Raw genomic sequence first — 25,176 nt, 5'->3', positions numbered from 1 at the left:
CCGCGCGCGTCGGGGTCCTCTACTAGAATCTCCCCCATGGCTTCTGATGCGACGTATCCCCTGCTTGATTCTGCCGACGCCGAGAAGATGCTCGCCTTCGCGCGGGCCCAGGCGCCGGGGGTTTCTCTCCCCACCGATGAATCCGCCCACATTGATGAGCAGATCAACCGAGTACTCGCAGATGACAGGTTCTTGGGCAGCGTGGAGGACGCCGTCCCCGCCGCCCAGTACCTAGAAGCCCGCGAAACCCTTCGCGTGGCTGCCGGCACCATCGAGAACATCGACGATTCTCTCACCATTGCCTCACTGGGCGCGCTGACCGGACAGCCTGCGCTCGTGGCTACCGGCTATACCCGCGTGGCCCGCGCATGGCTGGATAACAACAACACTGAAGCGGCAGAGAAATTCGCAGCCAAGGCCGCTGCAGCTGGCGACGACACGGCGTTGAATGAAATTGCCGCAGCGCGCACCGTGGCCAGCCAAAAAGACTTCTCTGAATCCGCCCCCACCAGCGCGGAGGTGTCCTCCGGCTCCGCCAGCAACACCTCAAGCACCGACAGCAATGTATCACTGGCCGTGCTCCAAGAGCGCCTAGAATCTGCCAAGAGCGGTGAAGCGAGTGCAGTGAAAGGACACGCTGCTGAATTCGTGGCTATCAACGACGCCGTCACTGGAGGAGATTTCGACGGCGCAGGGGCCACGATGGGTGACATCCTCCGCACCATCCTCGAGTCCGCCGTGGGCGCGCTGTGGGCATCTAATTCTGCCGCCGACTGCGAGCGCGTGGCTACGCAATCTTTCACCATCCTCTCCAACGCACGGGCGGACGAGGAGTACCAGCAGCTCCCCGCAGTGATGCTAGCCCGCTTCTATAGCGATGCTGCACAGCACTCTTCTTCAGACTTAGAGCAGCGCGTGGCCTGCTTTGCCGCTGCTGCCCGCGAGTTCCAACGCTGCGGAGACCTCGATGGCGAGCTCCATGCTTTGCTCAAGACCGTGGCCCTCGATGTTCGCCACAGCGATCCAGAGGAGGCCTATGACATCTTGGCCTCGCGCTACGTGGATTCGCTCAAGCTCCAGAGCCTTCCCGTATCCGCCAAGTGGACCGTCCTGTATTCCGAAAGCCTCCGCTTGCAGGCGCAGGACATGTTTAAATCCACCCAGGTTTTGCTCGATTTCTTGGACCGGCACTCTGTCGCCGAAGCCACGACGCCGTCGGAGCAAAACGCCATGGCGGAGGTCGCCGAACTTTTAGGTGATCGCTACTCTTCCGCCGACGCAACAGACCGCGCGCGCAAGATGTACCACCTTGCGTTCAACCTCTTTGCCAAGGCCAATAATGTGCGCGCTCTCGAGGAGCTGCGCAAGAAGGCCTAAGCCCCGCGGTGCACGGGGCCTAGGCTTGTCACGCTTGGCCGCCGAACCACTGCCGGTTCGCAGGCAGCCACAGCAGCACAATGACCACCGCCGATGCGATGGACGCGGGCATGACCGAACTCGCCGGAATGAGCAGCACCACGATGGCGCTGATAACGGTCAGCGCAATCCGCGCGGACTGCTGCGCGTGCAGCACATAGGTGGTGAGGGCACACACCAAGAGAACCAGTACGGCAAGTAACACGCCGAGCTCAGTGGAGAGCTGGTCCGTGCGGCTTACCGCCGCCGGGCTGTTTTCAAAGGCGATGAGCCGGCAGATGTTGTATACCGCGTAGCTCGTGATGAAGACCTCCAGTACCGCTGCAATCTTCAACGGCCACGGTGCCCATTGCGCCTTCATATCGGCGGCACGGCGGGTCTGACGGACAGAATCGGTGACTGCACCGTAGCGATAGTCCGGTGCGGGCGCGGCAGGCGAGCCTGTCGGCGGGGTTCCTGGGGGTTGTGGGCTACCGAAAGTCATGACACATCCTGCGCAAAGACGCCGCGTTGGCTCAGCAACCAACGAATGGGATCCAGAACGCGGTAGGGCGCAATGCCGCTGCGGGCTAGCTGGCGGCCCGTCGGGGCCTCACCCAACGCGGAGACCACGAAGAAGCTACCGCCGCGCGGAGCTGCCGAATAGATCTTGTTGATGAGGTCATTAGCACCCAAGAAGCGCAACAGCGATTCGGCTTCAAGGTGGACCATCCAGCGGTCCGAATCGCGGAAGTTCCACCCGGTATCCCGGCGGAAAGCGGAGCCGCGGTTGGCCATGAGTTTCTTCCAACGCACGTCATCCACCTGCTCAAGTTTCTGCACCGTGTCGAACTTCGAGATGGTCACGGCCAGTGGCGGCGGGGTATCCGTATCGAGCAGCGCCAGCAGGTTGTCCAGAACCCGCAGGGAATCCGCACCGAGCTCACCAATATTGGGAATCAGACCGTGGATAAAGTCCTGAATTTGCTGCACACGCAGCGGGTCAAAGAGGAAAATCACCAAATCCGCGTGGGAGAAGAAAGCGAGGTTCTCGCGGTCAGCTTCGTTCTCTGGCGGGTTCTCCAAGTCTTCGCCCGCCACGTCGCGGAAGACCAAGTAATTCATGCGCTCGTGTCCCTGTTCATCAGGCCACTTACCGAGCTCAAAAATCAGTGGGTCGCGCTGGTAGGCGTCGGTAGCCACCGCACTTGGCGTGGGGTCCATGGCACGCATCTCCTCAAAGAGCGGCTTCTCATAAACCTCGGCGTAGCGCTCGCGCGTGGATTCATCCGCCGCTTGGACGGAGCGGTTGTGCTTGTGCGCCAGCTGCTTGAGCTGCTTGATCATCACCGCGGTGTAGAGCGACTTACCGGAGTTACGCGCGCCGGCCATGGCCACGCAATGTGTCACGGCGTCGGTCCATCCCTGCGGCAGCTCCCGGTTGGTGTATGGGCTTACCGTCACACCATCCTCGAGCGGTTTAAAGGTCCACGGGCAACGTGCCTGGCTCATTAGTTCCTCTCTTTCAGCATGGCAGTGACGCGGTCAGTCAATTCCGAAAGCTCCGTGTTCGCGCCGGATTCGAGCTGCTTGACGACGTCCCCGTCGATCACCGCGTACGCCACATGAGCCGGGGTTCCGTTGATTCGCGCGAGCTCCAGCTCCTGGCGTCCGATAGCGCTCGTGATGAGCACGACGGTGGGCACCTGGGTTTCCAGCATGGAAGTCACGGGAGAATCGGTGACGTAGATGACCAGCGAGGACGTGGAGGTGAGAGTCGGCAAGCGCCACGGCCGCTGACCTACACGCTCCGCTCCACTATCAATGACGTCCGCGATGAAACGGGTTAGCTCATCCACCTTATGGGTCTCGATGCTGTCCTGCCCATCAGTGGCGCGGAAGTGCCGGAAGGCATCCGAGAGCGCATCGATATATTTGGCGGTCGCCTCGACGATCTTCGGTGTGACATTGATCTGCATGGAGGCGGAACCATCGACGACCACGGTGACATTGTCAAGGCCTGCGACATCCAGCTCCGCGCGGCGCATCTTGGAGCGCACCTCGCGGGCGGAATCGGTGATTCCGGCGCCTTCGGTCGTGCCGAATGCTTCTAAGTGGTAGCTGCCGGATTCCGGGGTGACCTCGGCGAGGCGTTCGGCGGAGTCCTCGGCGGCGTCGATAAGCACACGCGGGAACGTCACCGAATCACTCGAGTTGCTCACCGTCAGGCGGACCTCGCTGCGCAGGCCGAAGGTCCCATTCCGCTTCGGGCGCACGACGATGGTGGCGCGCTCGGGCAGGGAGTGCACCATGATGGAGAGGTCGTGGACGCGCACGGCATCAACGCCTTCTCCCAAAATCGCCAGCTCCATGGAGGCGCCGCCGGTTCCCATCTCGAAGGCTTCGACGCGCAGGATGCCGTCTGAGCCGATGCGGCGGGACTCTCCGTCCCGCAGTGTGTATTTAGCCATGACGCTTATTTCCTTCTCTTACCTTCCGTGGAATCCCATGTTTCGACCGTGCTCACCGAGAGCTGCTCCCCGGTGTTGCCATGCTGTGTTCGGTTCAAAATGCGATGGGCCCGGTCGTTGCTGCATGGGAGCTGAGCGCTCCGCCAGCAACTGTGTCGTGCCATCTAGCAACATGGCGACGCGCCCCGTGGCATAGCGCTCGCAATGATCCAGTGCGATGATTCCGGCGAAGTGCGTAGCGGTGAGGTATCCGATGTGCTCGAGCTCGCGGTCCTCCCAGGGCTGCAGGGCATCCTCTGCTAGGAGGTTGAAATCCCGCGGGAAGTAGAAAACCCAGGAGGCAACAATCGCGGACATCAACAGCTTGTCCAACCCCTCACCCAACGAGTTTTTATCGAGGTAGGCCAGCTGGATGGAGCGACCACGGTGGGTATCAAGGTGCTCGATCCACCAGCGCGGATCGAATTCCGTGAGCCTATGCCACTCCTCGGCGCTGAGCCCAGGAACGTTGGCGTTGCCGCCCGACGCCGTTGCCGGCGCGGTGTCTGCACCAGCTGACGGCGCTGCCTCCGCCTTCGTGGCAAAAGGGTTCTCCTGCGCCGTGTTCGGCTCAGGCGCATCGAGGGGATTTGGCGGAGTACCCGCGGGTCCATGACCCGGGAGCGCAAAAGGTGAGGAGTCTGCGATAGGTGCTCCGAAATCAGCTGGGTCCTGACCCCAAGAATCGTCAAAGCTCTGCGCGTCTCGCTGTGCAGGTTCGCTACCCGTTGCAGCGTTCTCCTCTGCTATGGGTGTCGAAACAGTGCGCTGCTCGGCCTGCTCTTGCTGTGGCTCCGGAGCCGCAGACTCAGCTTCTTCCGCGGCATTTTCTGCATAGGAGCTGACGTCTGGCAGGGCCTCATCGAGGGCGAACACGACCGGATTGCCGGGGATCGCCGTCTCCGCGAGACGCTGCTTCTCGCTCGGCGGCACCACGAGCATGGTGGAGGTGCTCAGCGGGAACTCATTGATGGCGGCGGCTTTTTCAAAAGTGGAGAAGCCGAAACCATCCTCCCCCACCTCGCGGGCGGTGGCAGCAATCCACAGCGCTGCCTGGTTATCAGGGGCCACGAGGATGACCAGGCCGTTGCGGGAATTCAACACTGTGGCCATGGCAGAAACCAGCGCACGGTTGAAGCTCGGATTCGGGTTCGGGGCTACCGCCTTGAACGGTGCGGGAAGCTTCTCTGGGTAGCGGAATTCGCCATCCAAAAACTCTTCCAACAACACGTCCGAGTGCAACGGTCCGCGCGCTGAGATCTTTTCCGGAATCTGCACCTTATCCACCTCGTAGATGGAAAAAGGTGCTGGGATGTCAGGAGAAAACAGGACCGTCGCCGGTGCCGGCGGGGTTCCCGTGCGCGAAATCGAGGTGTAGGTAAAGACGTTGCCGCCGCGGCCGGTCGCATCCAGGCCCGCGGGGACGGATACCATGGTGACCCACTTTTCCGCCTCAGGGGTGAGCGCAAAGACCGCAGTACGGCGAACCAGTTCCGCGCGCTGCTGGGCAGAGGGGAAATCCGGGATCGTCGTGCCGTTGTTGAGAGAGGTCGGCACGAAGGACACGAGCTCAGCCAACTCTTCTTGGGTGATATCACCGGCCTTCTGGCCTACACCCCAGCCACCGGCGCGGCCATTGGCACGGGAAAATGATGCATAGCTAAAGGCGCCGCCCATAACTACTGGCCTCCTTGAAAGTACTGATCCTGCGAATAATCCTGCCCGTAGTTCTGCTGGTCGTAGTTCTGCTGCTCATACTGCGCCTCATAGTTCGGAGCCTGATTCTGCATGGGTGGGTACAGCCCCAGTCGGTAGGACACATCGCCTTCTACCACCACAGCTTTATCTGATGCGCTCAGCGTCGAGGAAGCATCGCTGTAGCTTTCCGAGAAACCACTGAAGGCATCATCACCACCGAAGCTGTCGAACGAGGTATCAACCTGGCTATCAAAGCCCTCGACGGCGAACAGGCGGATGAAGCCGCCGCGCTGAATGCGCTCGCCTAATGCCACCGTGAAATCTGGGTGCTGCCCGCGCATCGGGCCCAAGCCATGAGCCACGTGCGTGGTGCTCTGCAGATTGGTCTCCACAATGCCGAGCGCCTCGCCGTCTTCGGGGAAAAGCGGCAGGCGGTCAGCTCGGTAGACCACCTGGCAGGAGAACTGGCGCTTATCGCCGTTGCCCAAGCTCCAGAGGAACACCCTGGCTTGGCCTTGGGAGGAATCGACCTCAAAGTCATAGGTCACTGGGCGCAGACCTTCGTACTGGATCACGCGCTCATTGCCCTCGGTGCGCTTGCCTGCGAAGACCGCATAAGGCTTCAGCCGCACGGTATCACCGTGCTGATCGAGGTGCAGGCGGATGCCTCCCTGGAGGTCGTAGTCCTCTTCGCGGATCTGATCGTGCTCGCGGTTGGTGGAGTACTCCACCGCCGTTGCACCCTTCGGCCAATCGAAGGTAATGAGCTGGCTGTCCACGCGCTCAATGAGCCGGAACTGGTCATCCTCAATGGACTGCACGCGCTGCAGCACCTTGGATTCACCTACCCAGGCATCAGCATCGTTGAAGTTCACTGGGGTGATGTAAACCTCGTACCAATCTGGCGGCCACGGCACCGTGGTGGTTTGGAAGGAGCCCGGTTCGGACACACCGCGGGTCTCACTGATAGCACTCGACAGTGCGCTTTCGACGTAGGTCTTCGGCACTGCGGACGTGCGCAGGTCCGCCTGCGGGGCGGTGGGCGTGAGATAAATCTTTACCTCGCCGGTCTTGGGCGAGTACCAATCCACCTCGATGGTGTCCTGTCCGTATTCGCTGCGGCGCTCGCAACGGGAGAGCTCCAGCTTCTCCAGCTCGCTGGCGAGCTTCACGGAGCGCTGGACTGCGACTTCGTCTTGGCTTTGCTCAGTAGCGCCGTGGAACTCCGCCTGGCCCAGCAAGGAGATGACGACGGTCTGTCCGGTCTCTTGCACCGGAATAGTCGCCTTGCGCCCGCTGCTGTCCACGTCTTGTTCGAAGCGCGGGGACAGCTTTTCCTTCTCGCTATCGCGGCAGGCATAAACCATGGCGCTCGAGTGCCCCGGCAGCAGGTCCCAAGACACCTGAATGGCGCCCTTGATGGTGGACACCTGAACGTTCACCGGCGGGAAGACCACGCCCGTGTCTCCCATGAATACCGGCTGGCTGTTGACAAGCTCACGAAGGTCGCGGCCCTTATAAGCCCATACCGCGTAGTGGCGCAAGCCTGTCTCGCCCGGCTCGTGTTCACGGTAGGCGGTTCCCTTCGTGTAGACGAGGGTGTCACCGGCATCCGGGGACGCCACCATCTCTGCGTCATCGGCGACGACTCGGTAGAACACCACCTCATCCGGCGCGTGCTCGAGCTCCGGCCACCACAGGCGCACCGGATGGCGCTGATCGGAATCCTCCGGCTCCGGTTCTGGCTCTATGCCGTAGCCAGGCTCTTCTTGAGATTCCTGCTCCAGCGCCGCCTCTTGCGGCACCTCGACTTCAAACTCGATGCCGGGGGCTTCCCAGTTCGGGTCCTGGCGAAACTGGTACTCCGCCTTAATCCCGAAACCAGGGATGGTGATGTAGTCCTCTTCGTTAACCTGAGTCTTTTGCTCTTCCTCTGCCTGCAGTGCCTCCCACTCGGCGAAGAAATCGTGCGGCTGTGCCGCTGCTTGCGCCGGTTGGGGTTGAGCCGCGGAACCTGTCTGCGCTACACCGGCGGCTGCAGCGGCACGCTGTGCTTGCTCGCGTTGGCGGGCCTGCGCTTCAGCCTGTGCGGCGCGCTCGCGTTCTGCGCGCTCCTGTGCCGCGCGTTCTTGCGCGGCACGTTCTTGCGCTGCCCTCTCTTGTGCCGCGCGCTCCTGCGCAGCACGTTCCTGGTCCACCGCAGCATTGCGCGCCTGCGCGCTCAGCTCCGGGTGCTCGACCGCTTCGCCGTTATACGCGGCGGCAATCTGCTCGGCGAACTGCCTAAACGGCGCTGATACAGCTGCACGCACATCATCGGCGTTTACGCGCTTGAGCTGGTGCAGGGACTTAAGCTCACTCAGCGGCACATCCGCAATCGAAGGTTTCTGATTGTGTGTCATCAACGTTCCTTAAGAAGGTCTCGTCAGAAAGTTTCGTCGAGGTCTGAGAGGTCCGGCGCTTCCGGCCGGCCAAACGTCGGCTGCGTAGTCGGGCTTTCGCTATTGCTCTGCCCCGGCGACTTGAAGCCCATGTGGTCCATGTCATCCAGATCATCCAAGGAGAAGTCCGAGGAATCCTTAAAGGACGGAGCACCAGACGCCGCATCCGGGATCAGGTACTTGAAATCAGTGATCCTTCCGTACTGCACCACGGTCACAGAACGTGAGAGCTGACTGGTCAGTGCGGTCTGGCTGTCCACCTCCACGATGCGGGTGCGCGAGCCGTCGATTTCGGTATATCCTTCAGCGCCGCCCGCATTGGTCAGCGCATTGGGGCTAAAGGCCTGAAGAGCACCCTTTTCCTGGTTCATGCCGTCGAGGAACTCGGCGGTGCTCTGAACGCGGCTGCCGCCTTCCTCGCGGAAGGTCACGCGACTGAGGTATTGCTGCAAGCTGCGGGCCATGCGTGGATCCGTAATGACCTTCTGCCATTCCTGTTGCTTGAGGTCGCGGTCCTGCATATAAGGGTGGTCAAGGCTGCGCGATAGGTTATCTAACGCAGTGCTGGAGCCGAGGCCAGCCATGCCCCACATCTCATTGAGCGCCACGGCCGAGTGGCCAGTGCGGTTGCGCTCAAAGGTGTCATTCATGTCATCGAGGAGGGACTTGAGCGAGCGGTGTGCCCACTCCGTCTGGAAAATGTGGGAGCGGATTTCATCCGTCATGCGCACGGCATCATCGCGGTTGAGCACGGCCTGAGCAATGCGAGCGTTCTCCGGAAGGCCCGACTGCGGCGTCCGCAGGTGATCGCTCGACGTCTCCTTGCGCCCAAAGGGCGCGTAGATAGCGCGGCCCAGCAATGCCGACCAGCTCAGGAACTGGTTATAGGCATTAGAGATACGCGAGATCTCGGCCGAGGCCGTCGCCAGATTCTGCGCGGCGATCTCTTGGTTGCGGTTCAACAGCTTGCGGCGCTGCACGTAGTCAAAGATCTCACGCTGAGCCTTGGTAAAGACCGCCCAAGAACACACAAGGAAAAGAAGAACAGCCAGGATGATGCCCACGACGTACCACGGCCAGTCGAACCACTGCAGGTACTCACCCAACGGCAAGTCCGGGTTGTAGCGGCCGGCCACCATGTAGGTCATCAGAGCAAGCACTACGAAGAACACAATCCACATCGTGCGCAGCTTTCGGGTCAGCGCTTTGTTCTCCGCGTTGAAGTCACGCGCTTGGAAGCTGTTGGCCAACTCTTGCAGTTCACGTGCCTTGGCGTGTGCGTCGCGGTACTTCTGCTGGGCGTGCCCCAGCTTCTCCCACAGGCCCTGGCCCACCTTCCACGCGAAGGTGGTGCTGTTCTTTGCTCGCCACGAAGCAAACTCGTGCTTCTTGCGGCTGACAGCTTCATTGCGGGTCTGCTGGCTGGTGTACTCAATATCGGCGGCGAAGCGCTCGGCACCCACCGGATCGAAAGGCGCGACGGTTGCTTGGGACTCGTGCGTATAGCCCAGAGTGCTGGTCATGAGCGGATGGAAGCCCTCGAAAGAAGCGCTGACATCCTGCACGGACTGGCCACCGTATTGCACGATGTACATGTTGCCCTGGTTATTGCGCAGCCCCTTGGTGTCGATGCTGTCGCGCCAGGATCCATCGACAAGCCCCAGCGCATAATCGTGATAGGCCTCCCACGTGCGCGAGAGTTGCGGCTCCTGGCCCAAGGAGAACTGCTGCTCGCGGGCAACTCGCATGGTGTGCTCACTGGCTTGGCGCAGCTCGTCGACGCTCGTCGCACCGCTGCCCTTACCGGAGTGCCCGGCCAAGACGACCTCCACGCTGGAGTCCGCACCGTAGAGCATCTTCTGCAGGAAGGTAGCCGCGTTCTTGTTCATTGCACCGCGCTGGCCCTCGACCCAATCCTGCGGCTTGCCCACCACGGTGGACCAGTACAAACGCAGGTTATCCTTCAACGCCGCCCAGCCGCTGACTTTGTGGGACTGCAGCTCCTCATAAGCGGTCGGAGCGCTCACCAACGGGGAAATCTCCTGGTTGATGAACATCTGGGCGCACTGATCCGTCAGCTGCTCCGGATTGGCGTAGTGCACGGCGCGAGAAATGTTATTGACCTGCGGCTGCGGTAGGCGCTGGCCGGGATCGAAGACGGCCTTCCTGACCTTGTCCTCAATATCACCGGCATCGATGGTGCGGTGGAAGGCACGCACCAAACGGAAGCGCTGCCGGTCACCGGTCTCGATGACGCGATGCGTATCCGGGTCCAGCACTGCCGGCTCGGGCATGCCGCGCCACAAACCGAAGATGCTGGCTACGGCTGGGGCTGCAAACTGTGCAAGCTCGAAACCGTTGGCAGTGCGCTTGATGGGGCGAATACGCGAGGAGGCCGGGGTTCCACCCTCCTCCGGGGAGAGCACGAGGTTACTCCAGCCCTGCAGCGGAGCGATGTCCACGCTCTCACGCGGCAGGGCGGAGAGCAGCAAACGCACGCGCAGGTTGGAGGCTTGAATCAGGCGCTGATCGACGGCCCCGACCCACTCCGTGAGCTTGGCGACGTCCTGCGGTTGCTGAGCATCCATCGGGTCAATGGTGGCGAGGAGGACGTCCCCGCTGAAGCTGCGGAGGGCATCGTCGAGCGTCGACAAGCGCGCCGTGCCCTCCTCCGTGAAGGAGCGCACAACGGCCCCGTTGGTGGGGTGGGCATAGTCAATCCAGAGGAAGTCCTGCAGGAGGCCAACCGCACGCAAATCGCTCAGGCGCGAGCGGATATCATCCGCCGTGGCGCCGTGTCCGAAAAAGATTACGTTCGTCATTAGAAGGTGTCATCCAGGTCGTTGAGGTTGAATTCCGGTGCGACGTCCTGGCCAAAGCCGGAATCGGAGCTACGCACCTGCGGGGCAGGCTGGGCGACGGGATTCTCCGCCACAGTCTTGGCCTGGTTCAGGTAATTGCGGATGACCGGGACCACCTCGATGACGTCCAGCGCCAAGTCACGGTAGTACGGCGTATGCGATGCGACCTCGCGAGAGCGTACCTCCGCAAAGGGCTTTTCCTTCCGTCCCTGTCCCGGCAAGGAATTGGTGTGGCCCGGCACGAAGTGGTCCGCACCGCGGGTGAACTTATCCAGCTCCTCCACGAAGGATTCGTAGCGGTCCTGGATGGAGGTACCCATGACTCCGCGGTTCGGAGCTTCACCGGATGCCAAGAACTGCGCGAGGCGGTGAACCACCGGGTGCGTGGATGCACCGGAATGGGCGAAGTCCAGGCCGTCGTCGAAAAGCCCGCGCAACAGCTGGTATGGGTAGAGCGAGGAAGCGAATCCGTAGCGCCCGGTTTCCTGCACCTTCGCGTAGGCGATGAAGATGGACTCCAGAACCGAAGGCATCCAGTCGGACTTCTTGATCATGCGGCGCGGCGAGATAAGCAGCGGATCCGGGAAATCAACCCAGCCGTTCACGCCACCATCCGTGTCATCGAAAATGTGGGCTGCCGCATTGGCTGCATCGGCGTTGGAAATGTAGACGCGGCCGGTAATGCGTCCGATGATCCAGCCCGCCACCATGGCCTGACGCTCCGTCTTCGTCAGCGGCAGGGCTGCCGGCAGCGGACGGGTGCGGCGCTCCGACCACCAGGAACCATCGAAATTGTCCTGCTTCTCGATGTCCTTGGCGATGTAGTTGAACATCGAAGAGAAGACGATCGGCGAGTAGTTGGGGTAGGAACCGAAGATCTCGATGTGCTGAACGTGATCCGACATGTTTAGCGAGTTGCGCAGAGCCACCGTGGAAGGCCCGTCAATCTCCGGGCGGCTGAGCACCGACTCCAGCTGGGAGGCAATGCCAGTTTCTGCGGAGCCAAGCTCCGCAAATGGGATATCGGAGAAGGAGTAGGTGTACTGCACGGACTTGCCGTGGATGCGCTGAACCATGTCGTCGTTAACAGCAGCCAACGGGCGGGCATAGCTCAGGGCCAGCTGGAAAGCCTCGATGAAGCGGCGCTGGCGCTCAGCGTGCTCGACCTCGTTGATGTCCGGGGTAAGAGTGAGGTAGCGGCGCAGATCCACCGAGTTGAACTTCTGGAACTCATAATCACGGCGGTTAATCCACTGGCGCGAGCGCTCCAGCAGATCAGTCGGGCGGATCTTAGCGTGGTAGTGCGCGCGCTGCGATTCGCGGGACTCACCACTTTGCGGATGGCGCGAGAGGTACTTGGACACCCAACCAGCACGGTTGGAGTAGGCATCGTTGGTACGCTTCTGCGGGGCCAGGGTGTCATTCGGCGCCTGGGCCGCATCGAGCGACTCCCATTCACCGCGGATGACCGCACGCACCGCAAAGGGATAAGCCTGCTCGTAGTTGGTGACATCCGAGGTGGACTGCTGGCCCTGGATGGTACGCAGCATCTGGTCCCGGTAGTCTGAGATGAAGGTGTTGACATCAGTCAGCATGATCTCGTTCTCGGCACCCTTGAAGCGGGTTTCCACGACCTCATCGAGCTCTGTTGGCCACGAGTTGACCTCGTCTGTGCGGACGTCGGCCAACTTGTTGGTCTCCGGGCGCTTTGACACGGCCTTCTCCAACACCGCGTGGGCATCCCCCAGCTCGCGCTTAAGGTGGAAGAGGTTCTCATCGGCATAGTCCTGCAGGACATCCTTGAGCAGGTGCGCAATGGCCATAAGGGCGTAGCTGTAGAACTGGTTGAAGTACAGACCCATCAGAGCATTAACCGTAGGAGTCGGGTCCGTCATCTGGCCCTTGCCAGTCAGCGGGCTGAGGATTGGATCCGCGCCTTCCGGCTTCGCCAACACGCGGGTGTTCTGGTAGTAGCCAGAGTACTCAGACAGGCACGGCAGGAGACGGTCAGAGTTGGTGAGCACATCCGTGATCTTGGAGAGCATCTCGCGCACATAGGGCACGCCCACCGCAGCCAGCTCCGACTCCACGGTGGCGAGGACACCATCGCTGAAGAAGTTGGCGTAGCGGTAAACAATGTCATACGCAGCATTGTTCAGAACCGATGCGATGGCCTGCTCATTGCGGGGATCGGCCATGTTGCCCTCAAACTCTTCGCGCCATTCGTTGACGTTGCGGCCCTGGCCCACCGGAATGAAGTTCTGCAGGTGCTTCGCGGCGCTGTCCGCGGCTTGCTGGGCTTGGCCACCGAACACACTGTTGAGCCAGTTCCAGACGCTACCGCTATCGATCTGTCCGCCCTGTGCCCAGGAAGGATCAAGCGTCATAGAGCTAAAGGCGCTAGGCAGGCGCTCCTCCAACTTCTTCGCAATCTGCATCTCGCCGGCCTCGGGGTTCTGCGGATCGAGGTGGCCGTTGAAGAGGCGCTCGAAGGCGCTGCGGGCAAGGCGCTGGGAAGAGTATTCGGCAAAGCGGTCACGGCCCATCGAAACCTGGGCATAACCCAGCGAACCCCAGGGCAGGCGCCCCCACGGCGTGCCGTCCGGGCGATCCCAACCGAAGAAACGGCGGCCGCCATCACCGGCCGGGGTGTTAGTCAGCGCGTAGGACACGAGGTTATCGCTGGCCTTGGTGGAAGCCATCAGCCCCGCCAACGCGCGGCCCAAGCCGCGGTAGATGGACATGGCGGAACCATCGCCGAAGCGAGCGCTGGTGGTGCCCATCTTGGAACCAATGGGGAAAATACGGCCGAAGGTCTGCCCCTCCGGCGGGGTTCCCATGTCGAAGGCCTCAAAGATAGCGCGGTCGTGATCATACGCATTACCCATCTGTGCGGCGACAACCTCACCGAACATAGCCAGCGAGTTCGGCCACGCGCCGGCCATGTCATCCGCCTTGTTATCGGCGAAGATTTCCGGGGTGTACATGAAGATGAGGGTGCCCTGCGGGTTCACGTTCGGAATAGTGGTGAGTACACGGCACACATCCAAGAACATCGAGGCGCCCGCGCCACCTGCCATGGAGGAGACAACGAGGACAACCGGCTGGGAATCACCGGTATCGGTGTCCAGCTTGGTCTGCTTGTAGTTGAGGCGGTTGAGCTCCTGGATTGCCTCCTGCGTGAACATCTCATCCACCGCTTCCTTGAGCGACTGGCGGATCTTCTTGAGATTCGGCAGGGTCAGCATACGGCCAATCGCGCGGTACTGGCCGGCGCCATCAGCCAGCTTCACGTCATTGGTAGAGGGGTTGCGGGTGGCCCACGTTGCGATCTCACCGAGCTTGCCGGCACGGCCCAGGATGCTGGACACGCCCTCATCGAAGGTGTTGTAGTTCTGGCGAGCACCAATGCCCACGTAGTGGCCGCCATTCTGGGTAACATTCGGCAGCTTCTGCGGGCCTGCCTCCTCCTCGAGCGGCACATCGATGTTGACGAACTGCCAGGCCTTGGGCAACTCGGTCATGTCCGGGTCGATGCTTCGCAGCTCGGCCTTGAGCTGGTCCATCATGAACGCCAGTGTCTTGGCGCCGGAGCCACCGCAACCGACGACGAGGAACTTCTTCATCTTTAACTACCTTTCGAAGGGGAGGTTCGCTTCTGTGCTGTTTATGTCTGTTGTGTGCTGCTCTGCCGGCTTAACCCTGGGAGCCAAATCCCGGGGCTGGGGGCCAGCCGCCGTTATTACCAGGGTTACCAGGATTGTCTGGGCGCTGCTGGCCCGGTTGGCCAAAGCTCGGGCCGCCGCCGAAACCAGATCCACCACCAAAGTGTGGTGCTCCGCCGAAGCCGGGGCGTCCCGGCTCTTCAGCGCGACCTGGCTGGTTCTGAGGTGACGGTCCGGAAGGCTGGGACTGGCCGAAACCGCCAGGTTGCGGCGCCTGCTGGCGCCCACCCGGGTGGGGAGCGCCCTGCTGCGGTCCACGTTGCGGCGGCGGACCGCTCGGCGGCTGGGAGCCGGGCTGGTTCTGCTGGACCGGCTGCCCCGGTTGGCCTGCCTGCGGCGGCGTCTGTGCCTTCTCAGCCTTTTCGGCTGGGAATTCGACTTGGTCAAAGAGTTGCAGGGCCTGGCGGCTGATCTCCTTCGACATCTCGTCGTATGCGCTGGCCTGTGCCAACGTATCGATGGTCATGACAATCTCGCCAGAATCGCGGTCCTTCTTGTTACCGATGAAGAACCACGTGTTCTGCACCGCAAGCGGCAACACTGCCCGGTAACCGGACTTCTTGCCCTTGCCGGAGATAGTGCCATCGCGCTGGACCTCCACGTGGGCGGCAGTGAAGGGGCTCAGTCCCATCTTTACCTTGGCATCATTGCTGCCCAAGCGGGCAGAACGTGCAGAGGCTTCCACCGGAACGGCACCTTGGAACTCTTCCTTGGACACCGCGAACGGGCGGCCGTTATCGGTACGCACGAGGTTCGCACCATCACGGCGTACCGGGATGGTCTTCGCAAACATGCGGGGCTTTTCCGGAATGCGGCCGCTAAACCACTTCATGAAGTACAGGATGGCCAGCGGAATCAGCAGTGCTAGCAGTACCGCCAGGACAAAGGAAAAGCCAAAAGCAGACTTGCTCAATGGTGCGGTCATGGAACCCTGCAGCGTCAACGGCAGCTCCATTTGCTGGTTGTCTTCAGCAGATTGCAGGTTAATGACCGGCTCCACGCGCAGCGGGCCATCCGCCATCTCTTCCACGCTGAGGGTTACCGGGATGGTCGCCTTCTCATCCTTGGAAAGCTCGAGCGCGGAATCTTCCGAGTTGTGCTTGGAACTCACCGCAACGGAAGGAACTCCTGCGGGAAGCATTCCGCCCTCAGAATCCATGGTCTGGTCCGCTACCCACACCTTGCCGGGGCCGGTCACGGGAACGTCGACGGTAATCTCTTTCTCCGTCATGGTGATCGTCTGCGCCGAGCCCACCGTCGGCATATTGACCGGGGTAACGGTCAACGGCGTTTCTGCATTGATGGGATCCAGCTTCGAGCCCGGACGCTCACCGGTGTCCTTAGTGGTGATCTCCACGCGGGTGAGCAACTGACCGGATGCTGCGTTTTCCACCTTCTCCAGCGGAATATCTACCTGCTGCCCATCAGTGATCGGCGCATTCTCCACGAGGGTGACCGGGGAGCCGTCCTCTGGTACGAACTCCGCATACAGGGTTCCCTCACCCTCTAGTGCACGCGGCTCGCCCTTGCCATCGACCAACTGTCCCTTCAGGATCTGGTCAGAGTTGATGCCGCCTTCTACCTTGGCCCCATCTTCGGTCTTGAGGTCTAGGTTGAGGCCCGGCACCATGACGACGGATGCGAGGTACTCGCCTTCCGTGCCCTCAGCCACCTTGTAACCAAAAGTCCACGCGCCTGCCCAGGCATCGCCGTCCTTTTCCATGGCGATATCAACCATGCCCGGCAGCTTGTTGTTCTCCGTGACAGAAACCTTCGCACCGGCGACGCTGGTGGTATCCGGCTTGAGCTCCACGGTTTCGCCATCGGGACCAGTCAACGTTGGGATGAGCTCGCCTTCATCCACCGAATTCTTCGGCACCGCCGACAAGCGCACAGGGGACACGGAGTTATCAAGGACGAAATCAAACTGGTCCTTGAAGTTGCCGTCCTTGGTCACACCACCTGAGGTGGGGATGAGGTTACGGAAAGCCGCGAACAGCGCTGCTGGGTCCTCACCCGCGTCAAAGAATGCACCGTTCGGGGCACCCTGACCGCAGTCTTCGCCCTCCGCCATGCGGGTGAGCTGGCGAACCTGATCTTGGGCTTCCGCAGCCGGAACGAGGCCCACGTTGAAGAGGCGAATATTGGAGTTGCGGAACGCGGTGACAGAGGAATTGACCTCACACAGCTTGTCCTGCGCACCCTGGAGATCGTTGGCTTCGGCATCCGTGTAGTACTTGCCATCGGTAAAGAACACGATGCCGCGGCAGCTACTGCCTTGGTGAGAAGCCAGTTCCTTCAACGCGCCTTTGTAGGCCGCGCCGTAGTTGGTTTCGAGGTCCGCTACGCGGTCCTCCTTGCGGAACTTGTCCAATTCCCCCTGCAGGGCATCGCCGTTACCGGAGACGTTGGTCCATCCACCGTACTCGGCCGGATCGCTGTAATAGTCAGAACCAAAGCCGGCGAGTTTCACGTTGATGTCTGCGCCATTGTCTTCACCGAGGTTGGCCAGCTGCTTTACGATGTCCGCCGTGGCATCAACGCGGAAGGCATCGGCATCCGTCGGCTGCGAGCCCTCATACCCCACCAACGACGCTGATTGGTCAAGAACGAAAAGCAGGTCTGCAGATTTCTCGCTGGCAATACAGGAGCCGAAATCAGACAAGTTCTTTTGTGAGACTTCTGAGAGCGAGGATTCGGAACCGATTCCCTCAGGGCGTTCTTCCGGCTGAGCTTCTGGGGCTTCAGGAGCTTCCGGAGGTGGCGGCGGAGCGTCCTGCGCTACCGCTCCCAGGCTGCCACCGAAGCCAGCGATTGCCATCGCCGCGGATAGGGCAAGAACTCGAGTGAACTTCTTCATTAGGCGCCAACCGCCTTTCCTACGTAGAAGGCGATTTCCACCGCAGCAATAATGACAAGAACAAAACTTCCACCCATGATGATGCGGTAGAGCAAGGTTTGCGTGGTGTCCTCAACATAAAAGGTCTCGGCTTGACGCTGCGTGTTCTTCAGCGTGTACAGGCCCAAGAGAATAAAGGACACGATTCCGGCCAGCAGCCATCCACCGATAGCCAGGACAAAGAACACAGTCTGTGTCGGCGAAGCGATGAGCGGCGCGATCACCAACAGGATCAGCGCGATAACCGCAGAAACGCCAGCGGCGATGAGCAGCGGCCATGGCCCCTTCGTTGGGCTGGTCGGTGCAGTCACCTGACGGCGGTAATCCGGTGCGGGCGAGGATTCACCGAAACCATCAGACGAGCCCGGCGCGCCAAAGGAGCCGCCTGCACTCGAACCTGGGTTATTCCCCGCAGGGCTCGCCGGATTGGGGGCAGAACCGAAACCAGAGCCCTGGCCAAAATCAGCACCGGGGGAAGGCTTCTGCGCGGGGTTCTGGGCCGGATTGGGGGCTCCAAAGCCACCGAAGCCCCCAGACCCACTGGGCGCACCGAACCCGGAACCTCCACCTGGTTGATCAGCTCCTTGCGGCGGACGCCCGCCAAACTGTGGTGACGAGCCTGGGGAACCAAACGTCATATCGATGACCTTCCCTAATACGAAGTTGGGCCACCGGCGAACCTGGTGCCTCCCCCCATCTAGCGACGCGGAAGGTAGAAGATCAGCCGGACAGCTCTAAGGACTAGAAACCAAGGTAGCCGCATCCCCTGACACGACGTGTCTTTCACGGCCTTCGAAATTCGAACGCGCCCGAATCACTTCGAGCGCGCACCGTGCACACAATAGACAGGAAACGTTCAGGGAATACGAAAACGTTGCAAGCAAAAGAATGCCATACTAGAGGCGTTTTTTCTGCCCACTTCAAAGATCTTTATGGGCACAGTGCCGCAAGTCCACCCCCGAAACTGCCAGTTCCGCTGCCTTTTCTCAGGAAGCAGCCGGGTGAGGGAGTGCTCCCCGCGTGAACCGAATGAAACTCCCCATTTCTGCTTCCCCCAGTTTCGTGGAAAAATGCTGTTCCATGACAACTCAATCGGCAACCGCAACCACCACAAACGGTGGCGAGAGCATCCGATTCATCCCGGTACATTCCACCTTGTACCCGTGGCTGGTCGCGGTGTTCGTCGTTACCTTCCTCATTTCGAACATCAACGCCACGAAGGGCGTCCAGCTCGGCCCACTCATCACCGATGGCGCCTTCTTCCTCTTCCCCATCGCCTATATCGTGGGCGATGTTCTCTCTGAGTGCTATGGCTTCAAGTCCACCCGCCGCGCCGTTTATATCGGTTTCGCCATGGCGCTTCTGGCCGCAGTTTCCTTTTATATTGCAATTTGGCTGCCCGCGGCTGATTTCTACGAAGGTCAGGAAGCCTTCGCCGCCACGCTGGGCCTCGTCCCGCAAATCCTGCTGGCTTCCCTCGTCGGCTACGTCGTGGGCCAGCTGCTCAACTCCTTCACCTTGGTCAAGATGAAGGCCCGCTCAGGCGAGAAGGGTCTCATCGCCCGCCTTGTTGCTTCCACCGTCGTCGGCGAATTCGGCGATACCCTGCTGTTCTGCGCCATCGCAGCACCGGTCATCGGCATCGATTCCTTCAGTGGCTTCCTGAACTACGTCATCGTGGGCTTCCTCTGGAAGACCGCCTGCGAGGTCATCATGCTTCCGCTAACCACGCTGGTTATCTCCTGGGTCAAGCGCCGCGAGGATTACGCACCTATCGACGAGGCCGAAACCTCTACGGCAACACAGCCTCAGTAACAGCAACAGCTACCCGTCCCGAATTTTCACCCCCTTGGCACACACTGTGCTGAGGGGGACTATTTCTCTCTTCCCTTTACTCTCCCCATTGAATACAATGTATTCACGATGGTTAAGGAGGAAATATGGCTACTTTGACAATTCGCATGGATGATAACGACGCTGAACTCGTTCGAAATCTAGCCACATTTGAAGGCCGTACAATATCTGATTTTGCCCGAGCAGCGCTTTTAGAACGGGTCGAAGACTACTACGACCTTCAGGAACTGCGCGCAGCAATGGCAGAGGATTCTGGCGAACGGTTTAGCCTTAATGAGGTCCTCGAGGATCTCTAAAGATGCCGGAGAGAATTACTTCATATCACGTCGAATTCACGTCGAAAGCCCGCAAACAGCTAAAGAAGTTTGACCGATTCGATGCGCGAATCATCGTGACGTGGATCCAAAAGAACCTCGAAGGCTGCGAAGACCCTCGAGCTCTCGGAAAAGGATTGACTTCAAACCGTTCAGGCGAATGGCGCTATCGGGTCGGTTCTTACCGCATTCTGGCGTACATCCACGACCAGAAAGTAACGATTGAGGTATTCGCTATTGGCCACCGGAAGGACATCTACGATGCATAAGCATCGACGAACTTCACTCCTCCCTATCCTTGGCCTGGCCACGGCTCTGAGTATTGCTGCATGCTCGGGTACGGAAGAAGACCCGTCGCCCGAAACGACGAGCGACGCGGCACCGGAAACGACGACGGTGAGTAGTGAGGCGTCGCCAAGCGCAGCGCCCACCCCTCCCCCGCTCAATGAGGGCCCGGCACCAGCACTGACCGGCACGTTTGAGATGGACGGCCCAGCCACCATCACGGGCGCGACCTATGATTCAATGCCCTTCGTCGTGCCCCTCAACCCCGCCGGACCGCAAGAGACCATGGTGCGCTGGGTCCAGGACTGGGGTGAGTCACCCGCCACGGCGGAGCAGGGCACCACCTACGTGTTGGGCCATGCCTGGGGCCAGCAGAAACTGGTATTCAACCCCTTCTCCGAAGTGGTCACCGCCGACGTTGATCTGAACAACCCCACCACCGTGGAGGGCCTCGACGGGGCGCAGGTGCAGCGCTTTGCGACGCCCATCCTCAACGGCTCCCACATCCGCATGACCTCTGAAGGTGGTGCCGGGCGCGAGTGGATCGTGGATAACGCCTTCCTGGTTGATAAGGAGCAGCTGGGCAGCGACGCCGACCTGATGAATACCGAGGTCCCCGGGCGTATCGTGCTCATTGCGTGTGCGGTGGACGGCACATCAGACTTGGAGTACAACGTCATCGTCACCGGTCACTTGGCGTAATAGCGCCCCAGGAATTCATCGCGATAAGCCTCGTAATAGCCGCCGTCGATGGACTCCCGAATGTTATCTACCAGGCGGATCATGAACTCCAGGTTGTGGATAGTGCACAGCGTGCCAGCCAGGAATTCCTTGGCTTTGAGCAGGTGGTGGAGGTAGGCGCGGGAGTAATTCTCCGAGACGTAGCCGCCAAATTCCTCATCCACACCAGCAAAGTCACGCTTGAAGCGTGCATTGGTGAGGTTCATGCGGCCATCAAGGGTGTAGACGCCACCGCGGCGCGCCAGGCGGGTCGGCGCCACGCAGTCGAAAGTATCGGCACCAGCCTCAACGGCGGTAAAGATGTCATCCGGTTCAGAGATACCCAGCAGGTGCCGGGGCTTATCGACGGGCAACTCATCGCATACCCAGCCCACAATCGTGCCCAGGTTCTCCTTCTCCAATGCGCCACCGATGCCGAAGCCACCGAAACCGCGCCGGCCATTCGCCTCAGCGCGATCGGAAAGCTCCACCAGCCCGCGCGCGGCCTGTCGGCGCAGGTCCTCGTATTGCGCGCCCTGCACCACGCCCCACAGGGATTGGCGGGGTTTCTGCGGGCCACGGGCGAGGGTAAGGCGGTCGTGCTCATCCAAGCAGCGCTGCGCCCAGCGGCGCGTGCGCTCCACGGATTCCTCCTGGTAGGTGCGGGTATCCACCAGGGTGGTGAGCTCGTCGAAGGCAAACATGATGTCCGCACCCAAACCATGCTGGATCTGCATGGAGACCTCTGGGGTGAAGCGGTGCGTGGAGCCGTCGATGATGGACTTAAAATCCACGCCATCCTCATCGACCTGCGCCATACGCTCCTTCTTGGCCGCACGGATATCGGAGTCCGTTAGGTCCGCCACGTCCATGGCGAGGACCTTTTTGAAACCCACGCCGAGGGACATGACCTGGAATCCGCCTGAGTCGGTATACGTCGGCCCATGCCAATTCTCGAAGGCAGCCACGCCACCGGCCTCGTCCACGATGTCGTGGCCCGGCTGCAGGTAGAGGTGATAGGCATTGGACAAGATAGCCTGGGCTCCGGTCAAGCGAATCTGCTCCGGGGTCAGCGTCTTCACCGTGGCCTTGGTGGCCACCGGGATGAAGGCCGGGGTCTGGATATCACCGTGCGGGGTATGGATAACACCGGTGCGGCCGTGCTTTCCCGGTTGTGCTGGACCGCTTAAATCCAGCTCCTTCTTCACGTCGAAGGAAAGGTCGGTCTCAAGCTGCGGCTTAGGGTGAGTCATAGGGAACTATTCTACGGGCTGCGCTGCCTTATCCTCTGCTTCACGGGATGCTGCCGCGTGTTTGCGCTCCCATTCTTCTTCCAACGCCGTGCCCTCGATGTCGAGCTGTGGGATCAGCTTGTCCAGCCACTTCGGCATCCACCAGGTGGTGTGCCCCATGAGGAACATGGTGGCGGGGACAAGCGACATGCGGACTAGGAAGGCGTCGAAAAGCACGCCCGCCGCCAGCGCGAAGCCGAAGATCTGGATGAAGGGCAGCGGCTGGCTGATAAAGGCCACGAAGACGGAAATCATGATGATGGCCGCGGCGGTGACCACGCGGGCACCGGCGGTAAAGCCGGCGATGGTGGCCTCATCGTTGGCGTTGTACTTGCTGTACTTCCCACCGCTGCCCTGCGGGAAGCGGGAGAAGTGCTCGCGCATGCGGGTGACCAGGAAGACCTGATAGTCCATGGCTAGGCCGAAGGTCACGCCGATGAGGAAGATGGGCATGAAGGAAATCAGCGGGCCCGGCGCGGGCACCAGGCCGGTGAGACCGTCCTGCCACACCAGCACGGTCAGGCCGAAGGCACCGCCGACGGAAAGCAGGAAGCCTAAGCCCGCCACCAATGGGACCAAGATGGAACGGAACACCGCCAACAGCAGGAAGATGGCCAGGCCTACCACGATGGCAAGGTATGGCCCCATGGCACCCTCAAGGCGCTCGGTGATGTCGAGCTGCACCGCGGTCAGACCAGTCATTCCGATCTCGGCACCGGTGGCATCCTCCAGCTCCGCACTGGCGGTGCGCAAAGCGGAGGCGGTGCCAACCGTGGCCTCATCCGTCGGCGCTGTGGTGGGGCTGACCATGATCTGTGCTGCCTTCATATCCTGGCTCACACCCACCAGCTGGGCGTGCTTGACCCCGCCCACTTGGTTCAGGCGCTGCACGGAATACATAAAGGAGGACAGCGCGGCCTTCTTCTGCTCGTCCTCTTCGCCCTCCTGGCCCTGGATATAGGGCTGCAGCGCCGCGGAATCCGGGTTGGCGTTAGCGCCATCCACGATCACCAGGAAGGGGCCGTTGATGCCGGGGCCGAAGCCTTCGGACAGGAGGTCCGCCGCCTTGCGCTGGGTGGTATCCGGATTAGACGTGGTATCCGCCGGAAGCGCCAGCTCCATGTGCAGAACCGGGGCGGTCAAAGCACCGAGGCCGAGCACCACCAAGGCCATAACAACACCGGGGACACGCTGCACCGTGCGCACCCAACGGTTACCCATCGTTGGCTTCGTGCGGCGCGGTCGGCGCTTCGTCGGATTTCCGGCCACGCCGGGGATGCGCCCGGCGAAGGCTTTATCACCGAGCAGACCCAGCATCGCGGGCACCAAGGTCAGCGCCACAAGCACGGCCATGAAGACCGTGCCCGCAGCGGCCAGGCCCATGGCGGTAAGGAAGCTAATACGCGCCACGAGCAGCGCAAAGAGCGCGATGAAGACCGTCGCGCCGGCAAAGACCACGGAGGATCCCGCCGTGCCAACGGCCATGCCGGCGGCATCTGGCCCGTCCATGCGGGAACGCTCCTGCCGGTAACGCGACATGATGAACAGCGCATAGTCGATGCCCACGGCCAGGCCAATCATGACGGCCAACACCGGGGTGAGGTTGTTGAGCTCAATCCAGTGGGTAGCAATCATGACGCCCATCGCGCCCAGGCCCACGCCCACAACCGCGGAGATAAGCGGCATACCCGCGGAGGCCAAGGAACCGAAGGTAATAATGAGGACGATAAATGCCACGGCCAGGCCGATGACCTCAGAAATCGAGTTGACCTGGATTTCATCACCGAAGCCCGCGCCGCCGGCCTCTACTTCCAAACCCGCCGCACGGCCGATATCCATGGCCTCATGGACCACATCTTTATCCGCGGGGTCCACCGAATAGGGGCTTTCCGCATCGAAGTCGAAGGTGGTATAAGCAATGGTCTCATCGGCATTGACCATGGCCAGGTTGTCGGCATCCGCCCGTGCGGTCTCCTCCGGCAAGCCCATGGAGGTGAACTGCTCGATAACCTGCTGCTGCAGTGCTGGCGATACGTCGAGCGGGTTACCCCAGCGCTGCTGGCTGCCCTCCGGTATATCCAGGCCCTCTGCGATGTGGCGCACTACGTCCTCGACCGCTTCTTTATTCTGCGGATCGCTGAGCTTCTGCCCTTCCGGGGCCTTGAAGACGAGGTTGACCGACGGCGCATTGGCCGGATTACCGTTCTCCGGGAAGAGCTCCACCGCGCGACGGGTGGCGTCAATTGCTGGCGTGCCACTGATGGAGTACTCCGTGGTCATCGGCTTCATCAAGCTGAGGGTCGCTCCCCCCGCAGCCGCCACGATGAAGATCCAGGCGATGATGACCTTCCATCGATTGATGTAAGACCAGCGGCCTAGGTGGTAGAGCAGCTTTGCCACGGAAATTCCCCTTCACATGCGCGATTATTGCTCGCGGAAGCTTTGGTGGTGGACACGAATGTGCACCAGTTTAACCAGTTGGGCTGTGAAGCCCTAACGGTCTCGTAAGAGTTCAACGACCCCTCCAGAGCGTGGCCAGCGCTACAATGCGGAATTACTGAAATACTCTAGGAGCACCACCATGTCTACTTTCGTCATTGTCGCCGTCGCGGCCATCCTCCTCATTGCCATCCCAGCAGGCATGATGAGCCGGCGGATTCACAAGCGCACTGAAGACCACGACCCCGAGGCACGCCAAGCCGCGCTGGATTTCCAAAGAGATGTTGATAGAGGGCGGGCTGGCTTTTAAAACACAAAAGACCGGCACCCCAGAGCTAAAACTGGAGTGCCGGATGTGGCGGTGGCGGCGGGATTTGAACCCGCGGTTGGGGGTTACCCAACAATCGCTTTCGAGGCGATCACCTTCGGCCGCTCGGACACGCCACCGCGTTCCAGATTACGTCGAGTAACCCCGAGCGACAAAATCGCTGCCCACGCCAGGCGGCGGGACAGCGATTCAGCTACTTAAGGCTAGGAATTAGTCCTTGAGGTTTCCGATGACCTCGTTGGCCTTGTCCTTGACGCCCTCAACGGCGTCGGAAGCCTTCTGCTTGGCCTCGGAGGTGACCTGGTCGGCCTTGCCCTCGTTCTCCAGCTTCTCGTTGTCGCTTACGTTGCCAGCGGCTTCCTTAGCCTTGCCAACAAACTCGTCCTTCTTGTTCTCGAAATCACCCATGGTTTTC

Annotated in this window: 18 protein-coding genes and 1 tRNA gene; 6 read left to right on the top strand and 13 right to left on the bottom strand. The window is 60.9% G+C overall.

Annotation, left to right across the window (positions count from 1 at the left end; translation table 11 throughout):
- The first annotated feature begins 36 nt into the window (after window positions 1-36).
- Entirely contained in the window at window positions 37-1,377 is a 1,341-nt protein-coding gene (locus HMPREF2996_RS12270) for a hypothetical protein (protein ID WP_070731490.1), read from the top strand.
- A 28-nt stretch (window positions 1,378-1,405) separates the two neighbouring features.
- On the opposite strand, the gene HMPREF2996_RS12265 is transcribed toward HMPREF2996_RS12270, so the two are convergent.
- The 9 genes from HMPREF2996_RS12265 to HMPREF2996_RS13050 all read right to left on the bottom strand — a co-directional run bounded on the left by HMPREF2996_RS12265 (window position 1,406) and on the right by HMPREF2996_RS13050 (window position 18,167).
- A complete protein-coding gene (locus tag HMPREF2996_RS12265; protein WP_010188427.1) occupies window positions 1,406-1,900 on the bottom strand; it encodes a hypothetical protein in 495 nt (164 codons plus the stop codon).
- Window positions 1,897-2,907, bottom strand: coding sequence for a TRAFAC clade GTPase domain-containing protein (locus HMPREF2996_RS12260; RefSeq protein ID WP_010188426.1), 1,011 nt, complete (start codon window positions 2,905-2,907; stop codon window positions 1,897-1,899). Before HMPREF2996_RS12260 ends, HMPREF2996_RS12265 begins: the two co-directional genes overlap by 4 nt.
- On the bottom strand, window positions 2,907-3,866 hold the full coding sequence (locus HMPREF2996_RS12255; protein ID WP_010188425.1) for a hypothetical protein: 960 nt from the start codon (window positions 3,864-3,866) through the stop codon (window positions 2,907-2,909). The genes HMPREF2996_RS12260 and HMPREF2996_RS12255 overlap by 1 nt, the downstream gene beginning before the upstream one ends.
- 18 nt (window positions 3,867-3,884) lie before the next feature.
- On the bottom strand, window positions 3,885-5,582 hold the full coding sequence (locus HMPREF2996_RS12250; protein WP_070731489.1) for a GAP1-N2 domain-containing protein: 1,698 nt from the start codon (window positions 5,580-5,582) through the stop codon (window positions 3,885-3,887).
- A 2-nt stretch (window positions 5,583-5,584) separates the two neighbouring features.
- A complete protein-coding gene (locus tag HMPREF2996_RS12245) occupies window positions 5,585-8,005 on the bottom strand; it encodes a SaeA-related protein (protein ID WP_070524554.1) in 2,421 nt (806 codons plus the stop codon).
- 23 nt (window positions 8,006-8,028) lie between these two features.
- Complete coding sequence (locus HMPREF2996_RS12240) at window positions 8,029-10,866, bottom strand: AAA family ATPase (RefSeq protein WP_070731488.1); 2,838 nt, start codon at window positions 10,864-10,866, stop codon at window positions 8,029-8,031.
- The gene (locus tag HMPREF2996_RS12235) at window positions 10,866-14,531 is read right to left on the bottom strand and encodes a tubulin-like doman-containing protein (RefSeq protein ID WP_070444263.1); all 3,666 of its coding nucleotides are present in this window, start codon (window positions 14,529-14,531) and stop codon (window positions 10,866-10,868) included. Before HMPREF2996_RS12235 ends, HMPREF2996_RS12240 begins: the two co-directional genes overlap by 1 nt.
- Window positions 14,532-14,601: 70 nt before the next feature.
- Window positions 14,602-17,490 carry a vWA domain-containing protein gene (locus HMPREF2996_RS12230; protein WP_070731487.1) on the bottom strand — a complete coding sequence of 963 codons (2,889 nt, stop codon included), beginning with the start codon at window positions 17,488-17,490 and terminating at the stop codon, window positions 14,602-14,604.
- The gene (locus HMPREF2996_RS13050) at window positions 17,490-18,167 is read right to left on the bottom strand and encodes a PMP-22/EMP/MP20 family protein (protein ID WP_246817259.1); all 678 of its coding nucleotides are present in this window, start codon (window positions 18,165-18,167) and stop codon (window positions 17,490-17,492) included. The genes HMPREF2996_RS12230 and HMPREF2996_RS13050 overlap by 1 nt, the downstream gene beginning before the upstream one ends.
- A 442-nt stretch (window positions 18,168-18,609) precedes the next feature.
- On the opposite strand from HMPREF2996_RS13050, the gene HMPREF2996_RS12220 reads away from it, so the two are divergent.
- The 4 genes from HMPREF2996_RS12220 to HMPREF2996_RS12205 all read left to right on the top strand — a co-directional run bounded on the left by HMPREF2996_RS12220 (window position 18,610) and on the right by HMPREF2996_RS12205 (window position 20,684).
- On the top strand, window positions 18,610-19,344 hold the full coding sequence (locus HMPREF2996_RS12220; protein WP_070444267.1) for a queuosine precursor transporter: 735 nt from the start codon (window positions 18,610-18,612) through the stop codon (window positions 19,342-19,344).
- A 125-nt stretch (window positions 19,345-19,469) separates the two neighbouring features.
- Window positions 19,470-19,679, top strand: coding sequence for a type II toxin-antitoxin system RelB family antitoxin (gene relB, locus HMPREF2996_RS12215; protein WP_070444269.1), 210 nt, complete (start codon window positions 19,470-19,472; stop codon window positions 19,677-19,679).
- 2 nt (window positions 19,680-19,681) lie between these two features.
- A complete protein-coding gene (locus tag HMPREF2996_RS12210) occupies window positions 19,682-19,966 on the top strand; it encodes a type II toxin-antitoxin system RelE family toxin (RefSeq protein WP_070444271.1) in 285 nt (94 codons plus the stop codon).
- The gene (locus tag HMPREF2996_RS12205) at window positions 19,959-20,684 is read left to right on the top strand and encodes a sortase family protein (RefSeq protein ID WP_070731486.1); all 726 of its coding nucleotides are present in this window, start codon (window positions 19,959-19,961) and stop codon (window positions 20,682-20,684) included. Before HMPREF2996_RS12210 ends, HMPREF2996_RS12205 begins: the two co-directional genes overlap by 8 nt.
- On the opposite strand, the gene tgt is transcribed toward HMPREF2996_RS12205, so the two are convergent.
- Complete coding sequence (tgt, locus tag HMPREF2996_RS12200; RefSeq protein WP_010188410.1) at window positions 20,672-21,955, bottom strand: tRNA guanosine(34) transglycosylase Tgt; 1,284 nt, start codon at window positions 21,953-21,955, stop codon at window positions 20,672-20,674. The genes HMPREF2996_RS12205 and tgt overlap by 13 nt on opposite strands.
- Window positions 21,956-21,961: 6 nt before the next feature.
- Window positions 21,962-24,394 (bottom strand): MMPL family transporter, encoded by a 2,433-nt coding sequence (locus HMPREF2996_RS12195; RefSeq protein ID WP_070731485.1) that lies wholly within the window; start codon window positions 24,392-24,394, stop codon window positions 21,962-21,964.
- A gap of 181 nt (window positions 24,395-24,575) precedes the next feature.
- Here HMPREF2996_RS12195 and HMPREF2996_RS12855 point away from each other — a divergent pair, with 181 nt between their 5' ends.
- Window positions 24,576-24,743, top strand: a complete 168-nt coding sequence (locus HMPREF2996_RS12855) for a hypothetical protein (RefSeq protein ID WP_010188407.1) — start codon at window positions 24,576-24,578, stop codon at window positions 24,741-24,743.
- Window positions 24,744-24,789: 46 nt separating this feature from the next.
- On the opposite strand, the gene HMPREF2996_RS12190 is transcribed toward HMPREF2996_RS12855, so the two are convergent.
- Together HMPREF2996_RS12190 and HMPREF2996_RS12185 are read right to left on the bottom strand one after the other, a co-directional pair.
- Window positions 24,790-24,880: transfer RNA gene (locus HMPREF2996_RS12190), tRNA-Ser, on the bottom strand.
- A gap of 91 nt (window positions 24,881-24,971) precedes the next feature.
- Window positions 24,972-25,169, bottom strand: coding sequence for a CsbD family protein (locus HMPREF2996_RS12185; protein WP_010188406.1), 198 nt, complete (start codon window positions 25,167-25,169; stop codon window positions 24,972-24,974).
- Window positions 25,170-25,176 lie beyond the last annotated feature (7 nt).

The sequence above is a fragment of the Corynebacterium sp. HMSC066C02 genome (assembly GCF_001814945.1).
GTDB lineage: Bacteria > Actinomycetota > Actinomycetes > Mycobacteriales > Mycobacteriaceae > Corynebacterium > Corynebacterium aurimucosum.
This window is presented reverse-complemented; position numbering and strand designations above follow the sequence as displayed.

Coding starts and splice junctions, on each gene's coding strand:
- HMPREF2996_RS12250 (WP_070731489.1), bottom strand. CDS start 5,582: ATGGGCGGCGCCTTTAGCTATGCATCATTTTCCCGTGCCAATGGCCGC.
- HMPREF2996_RS12235 (WP_070444263.1), bottom strand. CDS start 14,531: ATGAAGAAGTTCCTCGTCGTCGGTTGCGGTGGCTCCGGCGCCAAGACA.
- HMPREF2996_RS12260 (WP_010188426.1), bottom strand. CDS start 2,907: ATGAGCCAGGCACGTTGCCCGTGGACCTTTAAACCGCTCGAGGATGGT.
- HMPREF2996_RS12855 (WP_010188407.1), top strand. CDS start 24,576: ATGTCTACTTTCGTCATTGTCGCCGTCGCGGCCATCCTCCTCATTGCC.
- HMPREF2996_RS12245 (WP_070524554.1), bottom strand. CDS start 8,005: ATGACACACAATCAGAAACCTTCGATTGCGGATGTGCCGCTGAGTGAG.
- HMPREF2996_RS12205 (WP_070731486.1), top strand. CDS start 19,959: ATGCATAAGCATCGACGAACTTCACTCCTCCCTATCCTTGGCCTGGCC.
- HMPREF2996_RS12265 (WP_010188427.1), bottom strand. CDS start 1,900: ATGACTTTCGGTAGCCCACAACCCCCAGGAACCCCGCCGACAGGCTCG.
- HMPREF2996_RS12185 (WP_010188406.1), bottom strand. CDS start 25,169: ATGGGTGATTTCGAGAACAAGAAGGACGAGTTTGTTGGCAAGGCTAAG.
- HMPREF2996_RS12255 (WP_010188425.1), bottom strand. CDS start 3,866: ATGGCTAAATACACACTGCGGGACGGAGAGTCCCGCCGCATCGGCTCA.
- HMPREF2996_RS12210 (WP_070444271.1), top strand. CDS start 19,682: ATGCCGGAGAGAATTACTTCATATCACGTCGAATTCACGTCGAAAGCC.
- HMPREF2996_RS12240 (WP_070731488.1), bottom strand. CDS start 10,866: ATGACGAACGTAATCTTTTTCGGACACGGCGCCACGGCGGATGATATC.
- HMPREF2996_RS13050 (WP_246817259.1), bottom strand. CDS start 18,167: ATGACGTTTGGTTCCCCAGGCTCGTCACCACAGTTTGGCGGGCGTCCG.
- tgt (WP_010188410.1), bottom strand. CDS start 21,955: ATGACTCACCCTAAGCCGCAGCTTGAGACCGACCTTTCCTTCGACGTG.
- HMPREF2996_RS12220 (WP_070444267.1), top strand. CDS start 18,610: ATGACAACTCAATCGGCAACCGCAACCACCACAAACGGTGGCGAGAGC.
- relB (WP_070444269.1), top strand. CDS start 19,470: ATGGCTACTTTGACAATTCGCATGGATGATAACGACGCTGAACTCGTT.
- HMPREF2996_RS12270 (WP_070731490.1), top strand. CDS start 37: ATGGCTTCTGATGCGACGTATCCCCTGCTTGATTCTGCCGACGCCGAG.
- HMPREF2996_RS12230 (WP_070731487.1), bottom strand. CDS start 17,490: ATGAAGAAGTTCACTCGAGTTCTTGCCCTATCCGCGGCGATGGCAATC.